The following is a 23,279-nucleotide window of genomic DNA, read 5'->3' on the forward strand; positions in this document are numbered from 1 at the left end:
GAAGTTAAAGCGTTTTTCGAGAGTTTCTCAAAATGAAACAAACACAAAGCAACAAACATTTTTAAAAAAATATTAAACAAATATGTTGACAAATGTTTGTTTTAGAATTATTATATAAACATAAAAAAACGTTTTTAAAAAATTATCTAGATAAAAGAAAAATTTTGAGGTGTTAAAATGACAGTTATTCTTGGTTCAGATGCTGCAGGGGAAACTTTAAAAAACATTATTAAAGATTACCTGCTTGAAAATGCTTATGACGTCAAAGACGTTACAGATGTCAAAAAAGATTTTGTTGATAATACGCTTGCGGTTGCAGCAGGTGTCAATGAATCAGATGAAAATCTAGGTATCATGATTGATGCTTATGGTGCAGGTAGCTTTATGACAGCTACAAAAATCAAAGGGATGATTTGTGCTGAAGTTTCAGATGAACGCTCTGCTTATATGACACGTGCTCACAATAATGCGCGCATGATTACCATGGGTTCAGAAATTGTTGGGGTTGAATTAGCTAAAAACATTGTCAAAGGATTTTTGGAAGGTCACTATGACGGTGGTCGTCACCAAATCCGTGTCGATATGTTAAATAAAATGTGCTAGGAGCGAGGAAGATAAAATGAAAATTGCAATTGGATGTGACCATATCGTAACAACAGAAAAAATGGCAGTGTCAGACTTTTTGAAATCAAAAGGCTATGAAGTCATTGATTGTGGTACTTATGACCATACACGTACGCACTACCCAATCTTTGGTAAAAAAGTTGGTGAAACTGTAACAAGCGGTCAAGCAGATTTGGGAGTTTGTATCTGTGGTACAGGTGTTGGTATTAACAACTCTGTCAATAAAGTTCCAGGTATTCGTTCAGCTTTGGTGCGTGATATGACAACCGCCATTTATGCCAAAGAAGAGTTGAATGCGAATGTCATTGGCTTTGGTGGCAAAATTACTGGTGAATTGTTGATGTGTGATATTATCGAAGCTTTCATCAAGGCTGAATACAAACCAACAGCAGAAAATAAAGCTTTAATTGAAAAAATTGCAGCAGTTGAAACCATCAACGAAGAACAAAGTTCACCAGATTTCTTTGATGAATTTCTTGAAAAATGGGACCGTGGCGAATATCACGATTAGGAGAAAATCAGATGATTCTTACTGTAACGTTGAACCCATCGATTGATATTTCTTATCCGCTAGATGATTTAAAGTTGGATACTGTAAACCGTGTTGCTGACGTACGAAAAACAGCAGGTGGTAAGGGTTTGAATGTCACTCGAGTATTATCAGAGATTGGCGACCATGTGACAGCAACAGGTTTTGTTGGTGGAAAGCTAGGAGATTTTTTGACAGGGCAATTGGATAAAAGTCAGATTAATCACCGCTTTTTTAAGATTCATGGTGAGACGCGTAATTGTATTGCGATTTTACATAACGGATTGCAAACAGAAATTTTAGAAGCTGGTCCCATGATTGACCCAGATGAAGCAGATGGTTTCCTTAATCATTTCCGCTATCTTTGCCCGTCGTATGATGTCATCACGATTTCAGGAAGTCTTCCAGCTGGTCTTGAGGATAATTACTATCAAAAGATGATTAGTCTAGCAAATTCTCAAGGTAAAAAAGTTGTGCTGGATTGTTCTGGCAAAGCGTTAGAAGCTGTTTTAGCTGGTGCTGACAAACCATTTGTTATCAAACCAAATACCGAAGAGTTGTCTCAACTTGTTGGAAAAACGGTTACTGATGATGTAGCAGAGCTAAAAGCAATCTTGCAAGATGACTTATTTGATGGCATTGATTGGGTGGTTGTCTCACTTGGTGGCAAAGGGGCTTTTGCAAAACATGACAATCATTTTTATCGCGTCACTATTCCAAAAATCGATGTGGTAAATCCGGTCGGTTCAGGGGATTCGACAGTGGCTGGGATTGCTTCAGCAATTACTCACAGCCTTTCAGATAAAGATTTCTTATGCCATGCTAATGTTCTTGGAATGTTAAACGCTCAAGAAAAAATGACTGGGCATGTCAATATGAAACATTACGAAAATTTATTTAATCAAATTCAGGTAGAAGAGGTATAGAAAAATGGTATTAACACAAGGAAAACGTAACTTACTGGAAAAACTTAGTCGTGAGGGTGTTATTTCTGCTTTGGCATTTGACCAACGTGGGGCTCTCAAGCGCATGATGGCAAAATATCAAACTGAAGAACCAAGTGTTGCACAAATTGAACAATTGAAAGCCTTGGTTTCTGAAGAATTAACACCATATGCCTCATCTATTCTTCTTGACCCTGAATATGGCTTGCCTGCAAGCAAAGTCAGAGATAGCAATGCAGGATTGTTGCTGGCTTATGAAAAAACAGGCTATGATACCACAACAACTAGCCGCTTACCAGATTGCTTGGTAGAATGGTCAGCTAAGCGCCTGAAAGAAGAAGGCGCAGATGCGGTGAAATTCTTGCTTTACTATGATGTCGATGGCGATGAATACATTAATCTTCAAAAGCAAGCTTATATCGAACGCATTGGTGATGAATGTAAGGCTGAAGACATGCCATTCTTCCTTGAAATCTTGACTTATGATGAAAACATTTCTGACAATACTAGCACAGCATTTGCCAAAGTCAAACCACACAAAGTTAATGAAGCGATGAAAGTCTTCTCAGATGAACGTTTTGGTATCGATGTGCTAAAAGTTGAAGTCCCTGTCAATATGAAATATGTTGAAGGTTTTGCGGATGGTGAAGTGGTTTACACAAGAGAAGAAGCAGCACAAGCCTTTAAAGACCAAGAAGCGGCTAGCCATTTGCCATATATCTACCTAAGTGCTGGTGTGTCAGCAAAACTTTTCCAAGAAACGTTGGCATTTGCGGCTGAATCTGGTGCTAATTTCAATGGTGTGCTTTGTGGACGTGCGACATGGGCTGGTTGTGTTCAAATCTATATTGAACAAGGTGAAGCTGCTGCGCGTGAATGGCTTCAAACGCAAGGACGCAAAAATATTGAAGATCTCAATAAAGTGCTTGTGAAGACAGCTAGTCCTTGGACTGAGAAAGTAGTTGAAGTTGCTTTTGCCTAAAGCAATTAGCAAAACTTCTTTGATATACTTTGTTTTTTGATACTGGGAATGTTGATTGTGAGGATGAACATTCCCTTTTTTAGAAAGGGAAGGAAATTATGGTCATCGAATTAAAAAATGATTTCTTGACAGTTCAATTTAAAGAATTTGGGGGAGCTTTGTCTTCTATCAAAGATAAAGACGGCATCGAATATTTGTGGCAAGGAAATCCAAAATATTGGAGTTCACAGGCACCTGTCCTCTTTCCGATTTGTGGTAGCTTACGTGATGATGAAGCGATTTATCGTCCAAATGTTCGTCCGCATTTTACAGGAATCATCCCACGTCACGGCTTGGTGCGTAAGAAAAATTTTAATTATCACCTCATATCAGAAGACAGTGTTGCTTTTAGCATTACACCCGACAGTGATATGTTAGCGAATTATCCTTACGATTTTGAACTTAAAATCATTTATACCTTAATTGAAAAGACTATCAAGGTGACTTATCAAGTTAGCAATCGTGAGCCAGAAAAGCGGATGCCGTATTTTATCGGGGGACATCCAGGCTTTAACTGTCCTTTGCTAAATGATGAGGAATACGAAGATTATTATCTTGAATTTGAAAAAGAAGAAACTTGCTCGGTACCAGAAACTTTTCCAGAGACTGGTTTACTTGATGTGACAAAGCGGACGCCATTTTTAAACCATCAAAAGGTGCTAGAGCTAGATTACGCTTTGTTTGCTAAAGATGCTATTACTTTGGATCGTTTAGCTTCGCGCAGCATTTCTTTGAAATCTCACAAGCATGCTAAAGGTTTGCGATTAGACTTTGCTGATTTTCCAAACTTGGTTTTATGGTCGACAGCTAATAAGAGTCCTTTTATCGCTTTGGAACCTTGGAGTGGCTTGTCAACATCCTTAGATGAAAGTGATGTTTTAGAAGACAAACGTCAGGTTACTTTTGTGGATAGCGGTCAAACGAGTGAAAAATCCTTTGCTATTACCATTTTTTGAAAATGTTTATAAACAAACAAAAAAACTCAAAAAATAAACAAGAAAGGGTTTACAAAACTAAAAATGTGTGATATATTATAACCATAGAAATTAAATAGAGTGGATTGTAACTAAGACATTAGGCAAGACCGCAAATAATCTAGACGGAAGAAGTCTAGCTTGTTTGTGGTTTTTTATTTGTCTAAACCACTGGGGAGGGGTAGAATGTTTCGGATTATACAAGCGCTCAACAATAATGTTGCCCTAGTTAAAAATGAACAAGGACAACAGGCTGTCGTTATGGGACTAGGAATTGTTTTTCACAAGAGAAAAGGTGATTTAATCACACCAGATAAAGTTGAAAAAGTCTTTTCTTTAAAAACTGAGGAATCTAAGGAAAACTTTTTAACGCTCTTGAAGAACATTCCGCTTGATATCTTAACGGTTACTTACAATATGATTGATGAATTGGTGAAAAAACATCAATTCCCTGTGCAAGAATATTTGTATGTCACGCTTACCGATCACGTTTATTCTGTTTATCAGAAGTTATTAAAAGGGACCTATCAAGAAAGTCATTTGCCAGACATTTCGAAAGAATACGTGACAGAGTTTGAGATGGCAAGAGAAGCTGTTGAGATATTGAGTCAAAAGTTATCAGTAACTTTTCCTGATGACGAAGTTGGGCGCATGGCACTGCATTTCATTAATGCTAAAGGTGACTACGATGTTTCAGCGACGAAAGAAGAGAGCGCTAGAAAACGCGTCTTGGAATTAGTCGAGGATGAATTAGCCAAGAATGGTATCAAGCGTAGTAGTGCTAATGGCAATCTTTACGACCGCTTAATGATTCATCTCACTTATCTAATCAATCGATTACAGACTAATCAGCAAGATGAAACATCTTTGATAAGCATGGAAGAATTTGTTAAAGCAGATTATCCAAAAGCTTATCAAATTGGTCGAGCCATTTACAACTTGATTGAAGAAGAATTGCAGCTGGATTTATCACGCAGTGAACGTGTTTATCTGGTTATACATATTCAACGTTTATTAAAATAAGGAGAAAATAATGTACAAATTACCTGATGATTTTATTTTTGGTGGCGCAACAGCAGCTTACCAGGTTGAAGGCTCAACAAATGAAGGTGGCAAAGGACCTGTGGCTTGGGATGATTTCCTAGCAGAACAAGGACGTTTCAGTCCAAATCCAGCTAGCGATTTTTATCACCAATACCCAACAGATATTGAGCTTTGTGAAAAATTTGGTGTTAATGGACTCCGTTTATCGATTGCTTGGAGTCGTATTTTCCCAAATGGTAGAGGTGAGGTTAACCAAGAAGGTGTTGATTTTTACCACAAAGTTTTTGCAGAATGTGAAAAACGTGGTATCACAACTTTCGTAACCCTTCATCATTTTGATACGCCAAAAGTTTTGTTTGATAATGGTGATTTTCTAAACCGTGACACGATTGAGGCATTTGTCGATTATGCTAAATTCTGTTTTGAAGAATTCACAGAAGTTCGTCACTGGAGTACTTTTAATGAAATCTATCCAGTTGCAACCAACCAATATTTGCTTGGAATTTTCCCACCAGGAATCAAATATGACCTTTCAAAAGTTATCCAATGTTTGCACAATATGATGTATGCGCATGCGCGTGTGGTTAACTTGTTTAAAGATGGTGGCTACCAAGGAGAAATTGGTGTGGTTCATTCTCTTGAAACCAAATACCCTGCAACTGATAGTGAAGAAGATAAACATGCCGCTTTCCTAGATGATGCGTTATCAATTCGTTTCTTACTTGATGCAACTTACCTAGGTTATTATTCAAACGAAACAATGAAAGCGCTTAAAGAAATATGTGCTGCTAACAATGCAAGTTACGAATTTCTTGATAGTGACTTTGAAGAAATGAAAAAAGCTAGTCACCGTAATGACTACCTTGGTATCAATCATTACCAATGTCATTTTGTTAAAGCCTACAATGGTGAAAATGCTATTCATCACAACGGTACAGGTGATAAAGGAACATCAGTTTACAAAGTGAAAGGTATCGGGGAACGTATTTACAAAGAAGGAATTCCAAGAACAGATTGGGACTGGATTATCTATCCTGAAGGTTTGTATGACTTGCTTCTTCGTATCAAAGCAGATTACTCACACTATAATAAAATCTACATCACAGAAAATGGTATGGGCTACAAAGATGAATTTGATGACGGCATCATCATGGACCAACCGCGTATCGATTATTTGAAAGTTTACCTTCAATCACTTGCTAAAGCAATCGATGCAGGTGTTAATGTTAAGGGATATTTCTTATGGTCATTGATGGATTGCTTCTCATGGTCAAATGGCTATAATAAACGCTACGGTTTGTTCTATGTGGATTTTGAAACACAAAAACGTTATCCAAAAGCGTCAGCATATTGGTACAAACACATTAGCGATACAAAAATTGTAGAATAAGGGGATTTTGAAAATGGATAAAAAAGAATTACAAATGTTGGGTTTTGAAATTGTGGCTTACTCAGGTGATGCAAGAAGTACACTTCTTCAATTGCTCAAAGAAGTGCGTTCTGGCAACTTTGACAATATCGATAAAGCGCTCAAGGACGCTGATGACAATTTGGCAAAAGCCCACAATGCACAAACTGCTCTGTTAGCTCAAGAAGCAGGTGGTGAAGATTTGGAACTTGGTTTTATCTTCGTTCACGGTCAAGACCACTTGATGACAACTTTGTTGTTGCGTGATATCATTTCGGATTTTATTGAATTATATAAAAATCGTTAATTTTTGAAAAAGAAAGGAAGAAAACTAGGGCTTGGTAACTGTATAATCTCCTCTCATTTGCCAAGCCTAGGTTTTTGGGGAGTTGTATCATGAACAAACTCATTCAACAAATTGAAAAGGGAAAACCTTTTTTTGAAAAAGTTTCTCGAAATATTTATCTAGGTGCCATTCGTGATGGTTTCCTAGCTGCTATGCCAGCTATTCTCTTTTCTAGTATTTTCATCTTGATTGCATCTATTCCAGATGTTCTTGGTGTCAAATTACCAGAAGACTTTTCAAACTGGCTTTGGAAAATTTACAACTATTCAATGGGTGTGGTTGCCCTTCTTGTTTCATCAACAACTGCACGTTGCTTGGCTGAATCTGTTAACCGTAAGATGCCTGGCAATAAAAAAATCAATGCGGTATCTGTCATGCTTGCCTCAATCGTCAGCTTTTTGATGTTGAGTGCTGATGAAATCGAAGGTGGTCTTGCTACTGGATACATGGGGACAAAAGGTATCCTAGCAGCCTTTGTAGCAGCCTTCATCACTGTCAATGTTTATAAATTCTGTGTGCTTCGTGACATCACAATCAAGATGCCAAAAGAAGTACCTGGTACTATTTCTCAAACATTCCGTGACATTTTCCCATTCTCATTTGCAGTGTTTGCTGCGGTTATCATTGATACGGTTATCCGTCATTTCTTTGGCACATCATTTGCCGAAGCTGTTATCACTCTTCTTCAACCATTGTTCACAGCAGCTGATGGTTATCTTGGAATTGCCATTATCTGGGGAGCTATGGCCCTCTTCTGGTTCGTTGGTGTGCATGGTCCATCAATCGTAGAACCAGCCATTGCAGCTATTATCTATGCCAATGTTGAAACTAACCTTCAATTGTTTAAAGCTGGTGAACATGCTTCAAACGTCTTGACTGTTGGTCTTGGTAACTTCGTTGGTACTATGGGTGGTACTGGTGCCACACTTGTCGTGCCATTCTTATTCTTACTATTTGCAAAATCAGAACAATTGAAAGCTGTTGGTAAAGCTTCATTTATTCCAGTCAGCTTTGCGGTAAATGAACCTTTGCTTTTTGCCACACCAATCATTCTTAACCCTTACTTCTTTATTCCATTCCTTTTGGCACCGATTGCCAACGTTTGGATTTTCAAATTCTTCGTTGACGTGCTTAAGATGAACAGCTTTATGTACGTTCTTCCTTGGGCAACTCCAGCTCCAATCGGACTTGTTCTTGGTACAGGTGTTAGTCTTCTAGCTATTGTCCTTGTCTTTGTTCTTATCGCTGTTGATGCGATTATCTACTTCCCATTCATCAAAGCTTACGACGCATCTCTTCTTGAAGAAGAAGCTGCCAATGCTGCGCAAGAAACTGCTAGTGAAAGTGAAGCTCCTGTTAAACCAGTCAAAGCTGTAGAAGAAGTTGCTGACGCTAAACCAGCTGTAACAGTCACAACTGATAAACCAATTAACGTCTTGGTCCTTTGTGCTGGTGCTGGTACCAGTGCAATGCTTGCTAACGCTCTTACTGAAGGTGCTGCTGCCACAGGCGCAAATATCACAGCTTCAGCTGGTGCTTATGGCTCACACTATGAAATCATGAAAAACTTCGATATGATTGTCCTTGCTCCGCAAGTTAACTCATTCTACGAAGATATCAAGAAAGATACTGATGCCCTTGGTATCAAACTAGCTGCCACAAAAGGTGCTGAATACATTAAATTAACGCGTGACCCAGAAGGTGCTGTAGCCTTCGTAATGTCTTACTTTGCTTAAAAGAACAAAAGCAGGATACGATTATGAAAAAGCTAAAGAAACTGATTTTAGTAAGCGCGGCTGTACTAGGCTTAACGGCAGGAAATGCTAGCCTAGTCAAAGCCGATGACTTTATCAACGGAGCTGATATTTCCATTCTTGATGAAATGGAAAATAGCGGAGCGGTTTATAAAAGTAATGGAACTCAAAAAGATCCGCTGACCATTTTAAAAGATAATGGTGTCAACTATGTTCGTTTGCGCTTGTGGGTTGACCCTTATGATGCAAATGGCAATCCTTACGGTGCAGGAACGAATGACTTAAACAGAACACTAAAATTAGCGAAACGTGCTAAAAAGAAAGGCTTAAAAGTCTTACTTGATTTTCACTACAGTGATTTTTGGGTAGACCCAGGAAAACAAAATCTTCCAAAAGCTTGGCAAAATCAATCCTTTGAACAATTAAATTCAAGTGTCTATTCTTACACAGCTGATGTCCTTAATCAGATGAAAGCAAAAGGCATTTACCCTGACATGGTGCAAATCGGAAACGAATTAAACAGCGGTATGCTATGGCCATATGGAAAAAGTTGGGGCGGTGATGGAAAAGAATTTACCCGCCTAGCCACTTTTCTAAAATCTGGTGTTCAAGCGGTAAAAGACACCCAAAGTAGTAACACTCCAATCATGCTTCACTTAGCAGACGGTGGTAACCAATCAACTTTTCAATGGTGGTTAGATGAGATTACCAATCAATCCGTTGACTTTGATATTGTTGGCATTTCTTATTATCCTTATTGGCATGGTAGCCTAGCTGATCTTTCAGCCAACATGGATAATATCAGCGAAAGCTACAATAAAAAAGTGGTTGTGGTTGAAACAGCTTATGCAAATACTCTTGATAATCTTGACCAAAAAACAAACGCCTTTACAGCAACAGAAGAAGCAGCAGGAGGCTATAAAGCTAGCCAAGATGGTCAATACGAATTTTTGACAGATTTGGTTGATAAGATTAAAGACGTTAAAAATAACAATGGGCTAGGTTTCTTCTACTGGGAACCACTCTGGTATAACGGCAATGTCTCATGGGCCACACAAGCAGGTATGTCATATCTTGGCGTTTCAGATATGACTGGTAACGAATGGGAAAATCAAGCAGTCTTTGATTTCCAAGGAAATGCTTTACGTGGTATCAAAGCATTCAATTACTCTAATCTAACGAATCTCCTTCAAAACAACAGCTTTGAATGGGACGGTTATACCGAAAGTCCATCATCTTGGAAGATTTGGAAAAATGGCCAAACTTCAGCTATTAAGACCGAAAGTTATGATAATACGCGTTATAAACTCAGCTTCTGGTCAGATAAAGCTTATGAAAGTTCTATCTATCAAACACTAGGCAAGCTCAGCTCAGGCACTTATAAATTAAGCATCGATGCTATGGGTGACACAAGTCTTGAAACCGCAGAACTTTATATCAAAAACTACGGTGGCAACGAACAAAAAATTTCTCTCAAAGACTCAAGTACTTGGAAAACTTATACCATTGATAACATTCAAATCACAAATGGACAATGCGAAGTTGGCGTTTACGTCAAATCATCAGCCAACAAATGGCTAAATATCGATAACGTCCGACTAGTGAAAGTTGATTAAAACATTTCTCCCCCAAGAATTCAGTTCTTGGGGGAGATTTGCGTGAATTGCAGTAAAGAAGTGAAGTTTTTGAATATAGTAGTATAATGCTCTTGTAAGAATCAATATGTCAATATATTTTGATTTATGAAAAATATGGGAGCTTTATATGAACAGTGTTGAGTTAAGAAATGTTGTTAAGGAATTTTCAAAGGTCACTGTTTTAGATGGTATAAATCTGACAGTAAAAGAGTCACATATCACTTGCTTACTTGGTCCGTCTGGTTCTGGAAAGACAACGATTATGAAATTAATGACTGGCTCAGAAAAGCCGACTAAGGGCCAAATAATGCTTTTTGGGCATCAGCTTAGTAAGCATGATATTGGTCAGATTGGTTACATGCCACAAGCGGATGCGATTTATTTGGATTTGTCTGCCTATGACAATCTTTTATTCTTTGGACAACTATACGGAATGTCAAAGAATAAAATCAAACAGCGAATTGACTATTTAGCAAGACTTTTAAATTTGGAAAATCACTTAAAACAGTTGGTATCAACTTATTCTGGAGGAATGAAAAAACGCTTATCTTTAGCAATTACCTTGCTTAATGACCCAAAACTGTTAATTTTAGACGAACCAACAGTTGGCATCGACCCTATTTTACGACAGAAGATTTGGCGAGAATTTCGACAGTTACAAAAGCAAGGAAAGACTTTGTTAATCTCAACTCATGTTATGGATGAAGTGAAGTATTGTGATTATGGTATTCTCATTCGTGATGGAAAAGTGATTGCTACTGATAGTATGGAAACATTGCTTGAAAAGAGTGGTTTAGATGTTGAAAAATTGTTTTTAGTAGAGGAAGGAGTGACAAAATAATGGTTGCAACTTGCCTACGTGTTATTAAGCAGATTTTACATGATAAAAGGTCCATCAGTATGATTTTTGTGGTTCCTTTGGTCATTACTACCTTTCTTTTCTTTCTGTTAGGAGATAGTGATGTTCATTTGTCATTGGCGACAAATAGTCAGAATCCGTCAGTTATAAAAATGCTGAAAAAAGATGCAGATGTCACGGTTGTTGATGATTTAAAAGGTATTGATGAGAATCTAAAATCCGGCAAGTATGATGCCTATATCAAGTATACTGACCGAGGAACAGAGCTTTATTTCCTTGAAGAAAATTCGCTTTATGTCAATAAAGTACATGACATTTTGAAAAAAACTCAGGAAAAATTATCACCGCAATTAGGGGTGACTACTCATTATCTTTATGGAAATCAGTTAAAAACAACTTTTGAAAAATTAACCTATGCATTAATTGCCATTGTAGCTTTCTTCTTAATTTTCCTCATTTCAGGAATCGCCTTTGTGAGAGAACAGGTACTAGGGACACTTGAGAGAATCTTAATCAGCCCAGTCTCAAAATTACGCTTAATTTTGGGATATACACTTGGTTTTAGTGCTTTTGGAATTATTCAAGGAACGCTTTTGTTGTTATTTTCTCGATTTATCTTAAATGTTCCTTTTGAGGGAAACTTTGTTTTGATGGAATTGACGATTATTTTATTGTCTATTTCTGCTGTATCGATTGGGATGTTCATTGCTATTTTTGCTAATACAGAGTTTCAAATGGTACAATTTATTCCCATTGTAATCGTGCCACAAATTCTATATTCAGGAATTATCGCGATAAGGATTTTGCCATTTCATATAGAAAAATTACAATTTATTATGCCAATCTATTATGGAGCGCAGGCTTTGAAGAAGGTTATGGTGGATGGATTGACTATTAATTCTGTTGTATTAGAATGGCTAGCTTTAATTGTTATTAGTTTGCTTTTTACATTATTGAATACTTTCTTTTTAAAAAAATATCGGGCATTATAAAAAATTTCTCCCCCAAGAACTTAGTTCTGGGGGAGTTTTTTTGTTTTATTTTTTCAGCGCTTTTCGGTAATTGCTTGGGCTTTGTCCGAAATGTTTTTTGAAAGCCTTGCTGAAGGCGAGAGCGTCTGGAAAGCCTACAGCATTTGCGATTTCTGAGATGTGAAAAGTCGTACTGGTAAGCAAATCAGCACTTTTTTCCATGCGGATTTGGATGAGATAATCCTTGAGAGAATAACCTGTTTCTTCTTTGAAAATCTTGTAAAGGTAGGAACGATTAAGATTGAGTTTTTTTGCAATTTGGCTAACTTTAAGAGTTTTGCTGTATTGGGTGTGGATAATTTTTTTCGTTTGTTTGATATAGTTTTGAATCAAAATATTGCTGTCTGACATGCTTTTACTTGGCAATTCTTCCATAAGAAAAGCTAGAAGTTTATAGAGTTCCGCAATCAGTTGGAGTTCAGTCACATCATCTAGTTTTTGGTCACGAAATTGCGTTAATTTGACTAGCTGATCGAGGATTTTAGAGTTGAGCGTTGAATGACAAAAATAGTGTTCAAGAAGTTGTGTTTTATTTAAGATGCTTTCAGCTTTTGAGCCACTAAATCCAACCCAAAGATAAGTCCAAGGGTGCTTGCTATCAGCTTGGTAGAAGGTCACTTTTCCTTTTGGCAAAATAAACATATCACCTGTTTTAAGTTCGGTCGTTGTGCCATCAATTTTGAAAGTTCCCTTGCCATCAACAATGAAATGAAGGACATAGTTATCCCTAACAGTAGGTCCAAAAGAGTAGTTTTTATCACAAATCTCAGCACCATAATGGTCGACGTTCAGGTCAAAATTATTCGTGTCAAATTCGTTGTAGGTATTTAGAACATTCAAAGTATCAACTCCTTTATAAACAACATTTTACCATATTTGCCCAACATGATACCATTCAAGAGGTAAATAAATGATGGTAAAATTTTAGTAAACAAAGGGAGGAATTATCATGGGAATTCGCATCGAAGGGAATCTTTTTTACATTCAAAGTAAAGAGATGTCAATGATTATCGAAAATAAAGAAGGGGATTTGCTTCTTCGTCATATTGGAGGCAAAATCGCCAAATATCACGGTTCAAACGCTATTTTGGAGAAGGACCACGCTTTTTCAGGAAATCCAACTCCAGATAACCGCACCTTTAGTTATGATACCCAACGCCAAGTTTTTGGCGTTCACGGGTTTGGAGATTTTCGACAACCATCTCTAAAAATAGCACACGCTAACAACGAATTGACACAATTTAAGTTAACATCTAGTGAGATTTTACATGGTGCAAAAGAAGCAACAGGATTACCTAATCCACATACGACAGAAGATGCCGAAACATTGGTTTTGATACTTGAAGACAAAGTCGCTGCGCTAGAATTAAAACTTTACTACACTGCTTATGCTGATTGCAACACCATTTCAACTCATGCTGAGGTTCGAAATTTATCAGATAAAGCAGTTGTTATCAATCGTGCTTTGTCAACCATGCTTGATGTGCCAGCTTCTGATTATGATGTGGTGACTTTGCAAGGAGCTTATGCGCGTGAAAAGACAGTTCGTCGCCATAAGCTTGAACAAGGTATTTTCACTGTCGCTTCAAATCGTGGTGCTTCAGGTCATGCGCACACACCAGCTATGGTGTTATGTGACCACACAGCTACGGAAGATGCTGGTCAAGCTTTGGCACTTCAATTGCTTTATAGTGGTAATTTCCAAGCTTTCGTTCAAAAAAATCAATTGAATGAAGTTCGTCTTGGAATTGGTATCAATGACGACAACTTCACTTGGCAACTAGCAGCTGGAGATAGTTTTGAAACGCCTGTAGCTTTGATGACTTATTCAGCAAAAGGATTGACACATCTGAGTCAGGAAAGTCAACTATTCGTTCAAAATCACATCATGCCAAAACAATTTGCCCATGTTGAACGTCCAATTCTTATCAACAACTGGGAAGCAACTTATTTCGACTTCAAGAAAGAAAAATTGCTAGATTTGGCTGACGAAGCAAGTAAACTTGGTATTGAACTATTTGTTCTAGACGATGGTTGGTTTGGTAATCGCTTCGACGACAATCGTGCGCTTGGTGACTGGGTTGTCAACGAAGAAAAACTTGGCGGACCTTTGAATGACTTGATTGCTGAAGTCCATGCCAAAGGTTTGAAATTTGGTTTGTGGTTTGAACCAGAAATGATTTCTGTTGATAGTGACCTTTATCGTGCGCATCCAGATTGGGCTATTCAGGCAGAAGGACGAGGACATACTTATTCTCGTAACCAATTGGTACTTAATCTTGCAAATCCTGATGTCGTAGCCTACATCAAGGCAGCTATTGATAAGATTTTGACAGAAAATGCTATTGATTATGTTAAATGGGATTATAACCGTAACATCACAAATATCGGAAATGGTGATACTTACCTTGCGACCCAAATGCAATCTCATGCTTACATGCTAGGCTTGTATGATTTGGTGTCTTATTTGACAGAAAAACATAGTAACATTCTCTTTGAATCTTGCTCAGGTGGCGGTGGTCGAAATGACCTTGGCATGATGCGTTACTTCCCACAAGTTTGGGCTAGTGACAATACTGATGCCATTTCACGTTTGCCAATTCAATACGGTTCAACATACCTTCACCCAACCATTTCAATGGGCTCTCACGTTTCAGCAAGTCCTAATCACCAAATGGGACGCACAACACCGATTGAAACTCGCGGTAATGTTGCTATGATGGGAAATCTTGGCTATGAACTTGATTTGACAAGCCTACCAGAAAGTGACAAAGAAGTGATTGCTGCTCAGGTTGCTCACTACAAAGACATTCGTCCAGTTGTCCAATTTGGAAAACAATATCGCCTTATCAATCCTGAACAAGGTTCAAATGAAACGGCGGTTCAATTTGTTTATGAAGATAAGGTTGTCGTGACCTACGTGCGCACACTGTCAACGATTGAAACAATTGAAACAACACTTAAGCTGAAAGGTTTGGAAGAAGAAGCTCTTTACTGCTTGCAAGGAACAGACCAAGTCTTTTCAGGAGCAGAGCTCATGTACGCGGGCCTCACAGCGATTCTCCCACAAGGTGATTACCTCAGCAAACAATACTATTTCGTGAAACAATAAGGAGGTTTTCCATGAAATGGCCTAAACGATTAATAGTGACTGGAGTGGCAATGTTGACAGCGGCAGCTGCTTTGACATTGACAGCTTGTTCAAAAAACAGTGATTCCTCTAATGATGGCAAGGTAACTATCGAATATTTCAACCAAAAAACAGAAATGGTTGATACGCTAAAAGAAATCATTAAGGATTTTGAAAAAGAAAATCCAAAAATCCATGTCAAAATGACCAGTGTGCCAAGTGCTGGTACCGTCCTAAAAACACGTATGCTTGCAGGCGATGCTCCGGATGTCATTAACATTTACCCTCAGAACGTTGATTTTAAAGAGTGGGCAAAAGCAGGTTACTTTGAGAATATGACTGGCAAATCATATCTTAAAAACATCAAAAATCATTACGAAAAAAATTATGCTGTCAACGGCAAAATTTATAGCGTCCCGCTATCAGCCAACGTTTCAGGGATTTATTTTAATAAAACAAAATTTGACGAGTTAGGTCTTAAGGTGCCAGAAACTTGGGCAGAATTTGAAGCTTTGGTTAAACAAATCAAAGCTGACGGCGAAACACCGTTTGCGCTTGCTGGTAGTGAAGGTTGGACTTTAAATGGTTATCACCAATTAGCTTATATCAGTGTGACTGGCAGCGGTGATAAGGCAAATGATTATCTTCGTTTTTCTCCTGTTAATTCCATTTCAACAAAGGATAAAGAAGTTAAGGAAGTCTTGACTCGCTTGAATTTGCTTGCTGGTAAAGGCAATCAACAAACCAACTGGGAAGGTGCTTCTTACAATGACTCTGTTGTAGCTTTTGCGACTGAAAAAGCTTTAATGTTACCTGGTGGGTCATGGGTGTTAGCTGCGATTAAACAACAAGACCCTAAATTTGACATCTCAACCTTTGCCTTTCCAGGTGAAAAAGCCGGTCAAGAAGCAACTGTCGGTGCGGGTGATTTGGCCTTATCAATCTCATCGAAAACGAAACACAAAAAAGAATGTGAACAGTTCATTTCTTATATGGCTTCAGCTAAAGCAATGCAAAAATATTATGATGTCGATGGCTCACCTGTATCTGTAAATGGTGTGGCTGAAGACGAGAACTCTCCCCTTGCTCCGCTTTATCAATTAGCTTTTACAGATAAGCACTATGTTTGGCTTGGTGAAAATTGGACAAGTGAAGAAGATTTCTTTAGCTTGACAGCAAATTATCTTTTGAATCAAGATGCTAATCAATACGTTAATGAAATGAATGCCTTTTTCAATCCGATGAAAGCTGATGTGAAGAAGTAGGAGGAAAGTAGAATGCGAAAATTTTTAAATAAGTATTGGGGTTGGACGTTTTTGATTGTTCCCTTGATTTTACAGGCAATTTTCTTCTATTTCCCAATGATTCAAGGTGCTTTCTACAGTTTTACAAACTGGACAGGCTTGACTTACAATTTTGATTTTGTTGGTGTCAACAATTATAAAATCTTGCTAACAGATACCAAATTCTTTAAAGCGCTTGGTTTTACTTTGATTTTGACCATTGCGTTAATTGTCGGTGAAATTGTGATTGGTATCTGGGTGGCGCGTGCCCTGAATGCTAAAATCAAAGGACAAACGTTTTTTAGAGCATGGTTCTTTTTCCCAGCGGTTTTATCAGGGTTGACAGTGTCTTTGATTTTCAAGCAAGTCTTTAACTACGGTTTGCCTGCTATTGGTGAAGCTTTAAACATTGAATTCTTGAAAACGAGTCTTCTAGGAACAACTGGTGGTGCCGTTTTTGCAGCTATCTTTGTCATGCTTTGGCAAGGTGTGGCAATGCCGATTATTCTTTTCCTTTCAGGTCTTCAAACTATTCCAAGTGAAATCACAGAAGCAGCAGCCATTGATGGAGCTACTAGCAAACAGACTTTCTGGAATATTGAATTGCCTTATTTGTTGCCAAGTATCTCTATGGTCTTTATTATGGCGCTTAAAGCTGGTTTGACAGCCTTCGACCAAATTTTTGCCTTAACTGGTGGTGGACCAAGTAATTCAACGACTTCGATTGGACTTTTGGTGTATAACTACGCCTTTTCAAGCAATCAATACGGTTACGCTAACGCCATTGCCTTGATTCTTTTTGCCATCATTGTGTTAGTATCAATGTTGCAACTCAAATTATCAAGTCGTTTTGAAGTATAGGAGTGAAAGATGAAAAAAGAAGAACGTTATAATACTTTTTGGAAATATGTCCTCTTGGTTGCAGGTTCTATTTTGATTTTGATTCCTTTGTTAGCAACGGTCTTTAGTTCTTTTAAAACGACCAAGGATATCATGCAACATTTCTTTGCTTTTCCAAATCCTGTTACCTTAGCTAACTATACACGTTTGTTAGCTGACGGTATTGGACACTATTTCTGGAATTCAACCATTATCACAGTTGTTTCAGTAATTTTGGTAACCTTGTTTATTCCAGCAGCAGCTTATTCAATTGCGCGTAATATGAGCAAAAAGCGTGCTTTTAATATCATGTATAGTTTGCTGATTTTGGGAATTTTTGTGCCTTTTCAAGTTATCATGATTCCAATTACTGTCATGATGAGTCGACTTGGTTTGACAAATATTTGGGGCTTAATTATCTTGTACCTCACTTATGCTGTGCCGCAAACCCTGTTCTTGTATGTCGGTTATATCAAATTAAGTGTCCCTGATAGTTTAGATGAAGCAGCTGAAATCGACGGTGCCGATAAATTTACAACTTATCGCAAAGTTGTCTTTCCAATGCTAAAACCAATGCATGCAACAACCTTGATTATCAATGCCCTTTGGTTCTGGAATGACTTCATGCTTCCTCTTTTGATGTTGAATAAAACATCTGATTCATGGTCATTGCCACTTTTCCAATACAATTACACAGGACAATACCTCAGTGATTACGGACCAAGTTTTGCCTCATACGTCGTTGGCATTATCACCATCACAATCGTTTACCTCATTTTCCAAAAACACATTATCTCAGGAATGAGCAACGGCGCAGTGAAGTAAGGATACAGAGGGCGTATAGCGGGCACAGTGAAAATTAAATATTAAGAAAACAAAGGAATAGTTATGACAATACAAAATAAAACGATGCTTATCACTTATTCAGATAGTCTGGGTAAGAATTTGAAAGAGCTAAAGGACAACCTTGAACGCTATTTCGGCGAAGCTGTTGGAGGTGTTCACCTGTTGCCATTTTTCCCGTCAACAGGTGACCGTGGTTTTGCACCTGTTGATTATGACGAGGTTGATTCCGCTTTTGGTGATTGGGATGATGTGAAAGCTCTTGGTGAGCAGTACTACCTCATGTTTGATTTCATGATTAATCACATTTCTCGTCAATCAAAATATTATAAAGATTATCAAGAAAAGCATGAAGACAGTGCTTATAAAGATTTATTCTTAAATTGGGATCACTTTTGGCCTGAAAATCGTCCGACCCAAGCTGATGTGGATTTGATTTACAAGCGTAAAGACCGTGCACCAAAGCAAGAAATTCACTTTGCGGATGGTTCTGTGGAACATCTTTGGAATACTTTTGGTGAAGAACAGATTGATCTTGATGTTACAAAAGATGTGACCATGGATTTCATTCGAAAGACCATTGAACATTTGGCTGAAAATGGCTGTGACCTCGTTCGCTTAGATGCTTTTGCTTACGCAGTCAAGAAACTTGACACCAATGATTTCTTTGTAGAGCCAGAAATTTGGGAATTGCTTGATAAAGTCCGTCGCATTGCTGCCGAAACTGGCACAGAATTGCTCCCAGAAATTCATGAACATTATTCGATTCAATTTAAGCTTGCTGAGCATGATTATTACGTGTATGATTTCGCACTTCCGATGGTGGTTCTCTATAGTCTCTACAGTGGGCGCGTGAAGCGCTTGGCAAAATGGCTGAAAATGTCCCCGATGAAGCAATTCACAACACTTGACACCCACGACGGTATTGGAGTGGTTGATGTCAAAGATATTCTAACTGATGAGGAAATTGACTACACTTCAAATGAGCTTTATAAAGTTGGAGCTAATGTCAAACGTAAGTATTCGTCAGCTGAGTACAATAATCTTGATATCTATCAGATTAATTCGACTTACTATTCAGCACTCGGTGATGATGACAAGAAATATTTCCTTGCGCGCTTGATTCAAGCTTTTGCACCAGGCATTCCGCAAGTTTATTATGTTGGATTTTTAGCAGGGAAAAATGACCTAGACTTGCTAGAAAAAACCAAAGAAGGACGCAATATTAATCGTCATTATTATAGTGGTGAAGAAATTGCTGAAGAAGTCAAGCGACCAGTGGTTCAAGCATTGCTAAAACTCTTCACTTTCCGAAATCAATCTGCGGCTTTTGACCTTGATGGGAGCATTGATGTTGAAGTTTTAGATGAAAATACATTGGTCATTACCCGTCGAAATCACGCTAGCAGCGTGATAGCTGAGGCAAAAATCAATCTCAAAGAGTTGACTTACACAGTGACTGAAAACGGTCGAGAACTGGTATTTTAAAGTGTTATTTGTTAAAGAGGTTCTCAAAATCATTTGGGAATCTCTTTTGTGGGAGGTTTTAAAAAAGTTCAATGCAAACGATTGCACAATTTAAAATAAAAAGCTAAAATAGAGTCAAAGAATTGTAAGAAAAGAGGTGCTCTATGGAAAAGCATTGGTGGCATAAGGCGACAATTTATCAGATTTATCCGAAATCATTTAAGGATTCAAATGGTGATGGCGTTGGAGATTTGCAAGGAATCATCAGTAAGCTTGATTACCTGAAAAAACTTGGAATTACAGCGATTTGGCTCTCACCGGTTTATCAGTCTCCTATGGATGATAATGGTTATGATATTTCAGATTATGAGGCGATTGCAGACATTTTTGGTGATATGTCTGACATGGAAGCATTGCTAGAAGAGGCTAAGGCGCGTGGCATTCGTATTATTATGGATTTGGTGGTCAATCACACGTCAGATGAGCACGCTTGGTTTGTTGAAGCGCGTGAAAATCCAGACAGCCAGTATCGCGATTTTTACATTTGGCGTGATGAACCAAACGAGCTAGAGTCGATTTTTGGAGGCTCTGCTTGGGAATATGATGCTGCTTCTGGTCAATACTATTTGCACTTTTTTAGTAAAAAACAACCTGACTTGAATTGGGAAAAACAGGTCTTGCGTCAGTCTGTTTACGACATGATGAATCGCTGGATTGATAAAGGAATTTCTGGTTTTCGTATGGATGTGATTGATATGATTGGGAAAATTCCTGACAAACTCATCGCAAACAACGGTCCGAAATTGCACGATTACTTAAAAGAAATGTACCAAGAAACCTTGGCTGGAAAAGACTTATTGACGGTTGGTGAAACTTGGGGAGCAACTCCAGAAATCGCTAAACAGTACTCATCACCAGCTGAGGAAGAATTATCTATGGTCTTTCAATTTGAGCACATTGGTCTTCAGCACAAGCTAGATGCCTCAAAATGGGAGTACGAAGAAGAACTAAACGTTCCTGCTCTCAAAGCTATTTTTAACAAATGGCAGACAGAACTTAAACTTGGTCAAGGTTGGAATTCCCTTTTCTGGGATAATCATGATTTGCCGCGCGTGCTTTCTATCTGGGGTAACACAGACACTTACCGCGAAAAATCAGCTAAAGCGCTAGCTATTTCCTTACATCTAATGCGGGGAACGCCTTATATCTATCAAGGTGAGGAAATTGGAATGACCAATTATCCGTTTAAGGATTTGGGAGAAATTGACGATATCGAGTCGCTTAATTTTGCCAAAGAAGCCCTTGAAAATGGTAAGACGCCCGAAGAAATCATGGATAGCATTCGCATGATTGGACGAGACAATGCTAGAACCCCAATGCAGTGGGATAGCAGTCAGAATGCTGGCTTTTCAACTGCTGATAAGACTTGGTTACCAGTCAATCCAAATTACACAGAAATTAATGTACAAGCAGCTTTAGACAATCCAGATTCTATTTTCTACACTTACCAAAAACTCATCAAGCTTCGCAAAGAAAATGATTGGTTGATTGACGCGGAGTTTGAGATTTTAGAGACAGCTGATAAAGTGTTCGCTTACCTCAGAAAAACAGCTGACGCCACTTACCTCATAGTTGCTAACTTATCAGATCAAGCCCAAGCATTTGAAAGTAACTTTGCTTACCAAGAAACCATCATCAGCAACACCTCAGAATTAACAGACTTTGAAAACCACAACCTCCAACCCTGGGATGCCTTTTGCGTTAAGGTTGGATGAGCAACTAAAAACCAGCTCTAAAGTAGGAGCTGGTTTTTTAATCTAATCTCGCTGATAATAAAAGCTGCAGAAGAAATCAGCAGATTTCATAGAAAGAGACGCAAAATGCGTCTCAGGTGTTAATAAAAATAAGAAATTAAATTATTTTAGAGGTGATATGTAATTCTCAGGAAGTTTACCATATGACGCAATATATTTTTCCTCAGCTATCGGAATGAGATGTTTTAATTCTTCAAGTGAAAAAATCTCTCTACTGTTAGGATTTGATATTAAGGTCACAGGATGTTTCTTTATTTTTTCTTTCCTGTGCTTTACTTTTTCCTCCTCAGTTGGTGGCCAAGCATCGTTTTGTGCTTTAAAAAGAATATCATCAGCTGAACGTTGTCCGTTTAAATATTCTTTAAAATCATCGGCTTGGATTTCAAAAATTCGTCGCACAGAAGCAATGCCAAGTTCAAAAACGGTGTAGTATTTTCCATCATGTTCGCGAATATAAAGATTATCAGGTGTTTTGACTTTCTTGTAAGTTTCAAATTCTTCCCAAGTAATTGATGTTATTCCCATAATATCTCCGATGATGTCGTTAGCGTTTGCCTAGTAAATAATTTGCAATAATGGTCTTTTGCTCAAATAATTGAGTATTTACTTCTTTGCGTTTCTCAAAGTTATCATTCCAATAATTAATATCTGATAATCCACCTCTTGAAGGAAAGAGTGCTTGATATAAGGAAATCTTTTCTCTTTCGCTAAAAGCTGATTTTTTCAGTAACTTTGTTTTTAATTCATTCAAAACATTTATTTGACTAGCAATACCATCAATGTGGTATTTATTTGATATAGTGATGAATTTATCTATTGCATTTATTACTTCAGTGGTCATATTAATTGTTCCTTTTTCTTATTATTGTATTATAGGCCAAGAATCTAATACCTCAATATTTTCTATATTCCAGGGGGAGTCAATAAAGATTTGGAGTTTATCAAGTCCACCTTGATAAATTCCTCCTTGACTTCCAACAGGTCCCATATAAATAGTTGTTCCTTTTGGAATTTTAATCTTGTAAACTTTATCAATAGGTGATTGACCACTATATGAACCATCTGAATTTTTCCAAATATCTTTTACAGCGGTATCAATTCTGACTTGGGCTCTAGATTGCGGTGGAATACTAGTGAACCATTGTCCCATAGGATTATTACAACTCCCTGCCCTATAAAGCACGATATCTTTTGAGGTAGTTTTAACATTATATCGACCGCCATAAAAGTTACGATTTGGAGTAGCTGGGTGGTTTAATAGTGGACCTGGATTAGTTAATGCATTAAATTCATAGTTAGATATATTATTTATATCCTTTATCCTATCAACAACCTTCACCCCATCCTCAACTTTACCAACGGTTGAGGCAACTTCCTCGGTTTTGGCGAGTTTAGCGAGGTTGCTTGCTTCGTCGACGTATTTGAGTTTGCCAACAGCAGCAGGGCCGACAAGTGTGGCGACATCGAAGAGGTAGCCACCGATTTCAAAAGTGTTTCCTGAGGTGATATTATGAAAGACTTGGCTAGCAGAATTTTCAATGCCTTTATAAACGGCTTTCCAAGCATCGATATCGCCGTGTTGGAGTTGTTTGATGAAAATATCTGTGGTAAGGATAGTCATCCCAGCACTTGTCACATCATCTTTAATCCATTGAGGTGTTTTTTGCTTAAATAAGGTATTGCCACCCCATT

Annotated in this window: 21 protein-coding genes and 1 pseudogene; 18 read left to right on the plus strand and 4 right to left on the minus strand. The window is 38.0% G+C overall.

The window, feature by feature from the left end:
- The first annotated feature begins 177 nt into the window (after positions 1-177).
- From lacA to BMX18_RS07650, 12 genes are all read left to right on the plus strand, one after another.
- The gene (lacA, locus tag BMX18_RS07595; RefSeq protein WP_093815920.1) at positions 178-603 is read left to right on the plus strand and encodes a galactose-6-phosphate isomerase subunit LacA; all 426 of its coding nucleotides are present in this window, start codon (positions 178-180) and stop codon (positions 601-603) included.
- 16 nt (positions 604-619) lie between these two features.
- Positions 620-1,135: a galactose-6-phosphate isomerase subunit LacB gene (gene lacB / locus BMX18_RS07600; protein ID WP_093815922.1), complete on the plus strand. Its 516-nt coding sequence runs from the start codon at positions 620-622 to the stop codon at positions 1,133-1,135.
- Between the two features lie 11 nt (positions 1,136-1,146).
- Positions 1,147-2,079 carry a tagatose-6-phosphate kinase gene (locus BMX18_RS07605; protein ID WP_093815924.1) on the plus strand — a complete coding sequence of 311 codons (933 nt, stop codon included), beginning with the start codon at positions 1,147-1,149 and terminating at the stop codon, positions 2,077-2,079.
- A gap of 4 nt (positions 2,080-2,083) precedes the next feature.
- Entirely contained in the window at positions 2,084-3,079 is a 996-nt protein-coding gene (gene lacD / locus BMX18_RS07610) for a tagatose-bisphosphate aldolase (protein WP_093815926.1), read from the plus strand.
- Positions 3,080-3,177: 98 nt separating this feature from the next.
- Positions 3,178-4,074: an aldose 1-epimerase family protein gene (locus BMX18_RS07615; RefSeq protein WP_093815928.1), complete on the plus strand. Its 897-nt coding sequence runs from the start codon at positions 3,178-3,180 to the stop codon at positions 4,072-4,074.
- A gap of 204 nt (positions 4,075-4,278) precedes the next feature.
- The gene (locus BMX18_RS07620; protein WP_074965333.1) at positions 4,279-5,115 is read left to right on the plus strand and encodes a PRD domain-containing protein; all 837 of its coding nucleotides are present in this window, start codon (positions 4,279-4,281) and stop codon (positions 5,113-5,115) included.
- 10 nt (positions 5,116-5,125) lie between these two features.
- Entirely contained in the window at positions 5,126-6,526 is a 1,401-nt protein-coding gene (gene lacG, locus BMX18_RS07625) for a 6-phospho-beta-galactosidase (protein ID WP_093815930.1), read from the plus strand.
- 13 nt (positions 6,527-6,539) lie between these two features.
- Positions 6,540-6,851 carry a PTS sugar transporter subunit IIA gene (locus tag BMX18_RS07630; protein WP_074965335.1) on the plus strand — a complete coding sequence of 104 codons (312 nt, stop codon included), beginning with the start codon at positions 6,540-6,542 and terminating at the stop codon, positions 6,849-6,851.
- Between the two features lie 89 nt (positions 6,852-6,940).
- Positions 6,941-8,626, plus strand: a complete 1,686-nt coding sequence (locus BMX18_RS07635) for a PTS lactose transporter subunit IIBC (protein WP_074965336.1) — start codon at positions 6,941-6,943, stop codon at positions 8,624-8,626.
- Between the two features lie 23 nt (positions 8,627-8,649).
- Entirely contained in the window at positions 8,650-10,260 is a 1,611-nt protein-coding gene (locus BMX18_RS07640) for a glycoside hydrolase family 53 protein (RefSeq protein WP_093815932.1), read from the plus strand.
- A 148-nt stretch (positions 10,261-10,408) separates the two neighbouring features.
- Positions 10,409-11,122 (plus strand): ABC transporter ATP-binding protein, encoded by a 714-nt coding sequence (locus tag BMX18_RS07645; RefSeq protein WP_093815934.1) that lies wholly within the window; start codon positions 10,409-10,411, stop codon positions 11,120-11,122.
- The gene (locus BMX18_RS07650; RefSeq protein ID WP_093815936.1) at positions 11,122-12,132 is read left to right on the plus strand and encodes an ABC transporter permease; all 1,011 of its coding nucleotides are present in this window, start codon (positions 11,122-11,124) and stop codon (positions 12,130-12,132) included. The genes BMX18_RS07645 and BMX18_RS07650 overlap by 1 nt, the downstream gene beginning before the upstream one ends.
- A gap of 45 nt (positions 12,133-12,177) precedes the next feature.
- Here BMX18_RS07650 and BMX18_RS07655 read toward each other — a convergent pair whose 3' ends face one another.
- On the minus strand, positions 12,178-13,011 hold the full coding sequence (locus BMX18_RS07655; protein WP_093815938.1) for an AraC family transcriptional regulator: 834 nt from the start codon (positions 13,009-13,011) through the stop codon (positions 12,178-12,180).
- Positions 13,012-13,120: 109 nt separating this feature from the next.
- Here BMX18_RS07655 and BMX18_RS07660 point away from each other — a divergent pair, with 109 nt between their 5' ends.
- From BMX18_RS07660 to dexB, 6 genes are all read left to right on the plus strand, one after another.
- Positions 13,121-15,283 (plus strand): alpha-galactosidase, encoded by a 2,163-nt coding sequence (locus BMX18_RS07660; protein ID WP_093815940.1) that lies wholly within the window; start codon positions 13,121-13,123, stop codon positions 15,281-15,283.
- An 11-nt stretch (positions 15,284-15,294) separates the two neighbouring features.
- Positions 15,295-16,566 carry an extracellular solute-binding protein gene (locus BMX18_RS07665; RefSeq protein WP_074603510.1) on the plus strand — a complete coding sequence of 424 codons (1,272 nt, stop codon included), beginning with the start codon at positions 15,295-15,297 and terminating at the stop codon, positions 16,564-16,566.
- Positions 16,567-16,578: 12 nt separating this feature from the next.
- A complete protein-coding gene (locus tag BMX18_RS07670) occupies positions 16,579-17,445 on the plus strand; it encodes a carbohydrate ABC transporter permease (RefSeq protein WP_074603512.1) in 867 nt (288 codons plus the stop codon).
- A 9-nt stretch (positions 17,446-17,454) separates the two neighbouring features.
- Entirely contained in the window at positions 17,455-18,288 is an 834-nt protein-coding gene (locus BMX18_RS07675; protein ID WP_074561221.1) for a carbohydrate ABC transporter permease, read from the plus strand.
- Positions 18,289-18,351: 63 nt separating this feature from the next.
- Positions 18,352-19,794 carry a sucrose phosphorylase gene (gene gtfA / locus BMX18_RS07680; protein WP_093815942.1) on the plus strand — a complete coding sequence of 481 codons (1,443 nt, stop codon included), beginning with the start codon at positions 18,352-18,354 and terminating at the stop codon, positions 19,792-19,794.
- 143 nt (positions 19,795-19,937) lie between these two features.
- Positions 19,938-21,548, plus strand: coding sequence for a glucan 1,6-alpha-glucosidase DexB (gene dexB, locus BMX18_RS07685; RefSeq protein ID WP_074561223.1), 1,611 nt, complete (start codon positions 19,938-19,940; stop codon positions 21,546-21,548).
- 141 nt (positions 21,549-21,689) lie between these two features.
- On the opposite strand, the gene BMX18_RS07690 is transcribed toward dexB, so the two are convergent.
- The 3 genes and pseudogenes from BMX18_RS07690 to BMX18_RS09390 all read right to left on the minus strand — a co-directional run.
- Positions 21,690-22,112: a hypothetical protein gene (locus BMX18_RS07690; RefSeq protein ID WP_074561224.1), complete on the minus strand. Its 423-nt coding sequence runs from the start codon at positions 22,110-22,112 to the stop codon at positions 21,690-21,692.
- Between the two features lie 19 nt (positions 22,113-22,131).
- The gene (locus tag BMX18_RS07695) at positions 22,132-22,428 is read right to left on the minus strand and encodes an ABC transporter (RefSeq protein WP_074561225.1); all 297 of its coding nucleotides are present in this window, start codon (positions 22,426-22,428) and stop codon (positions 22,132-22,134) included.
- Positions 22,429-22,449: 21 nt separating this feature from the next.
- Positions 22,450-23,279, minus strand: a pseudogene (locus BMX18_RS09390) (hypothetical protein); the annotation flags it as partial.

The sequence above is a fragment of the Streptococcus sp. 45 genome (assembly GCF_900108865.1).
GTDB lineage: Bacteria > Bacillota > Bacilli > Lactobacillales > Streptococcaceae > Streptococcus > Streptococcus ruminicola.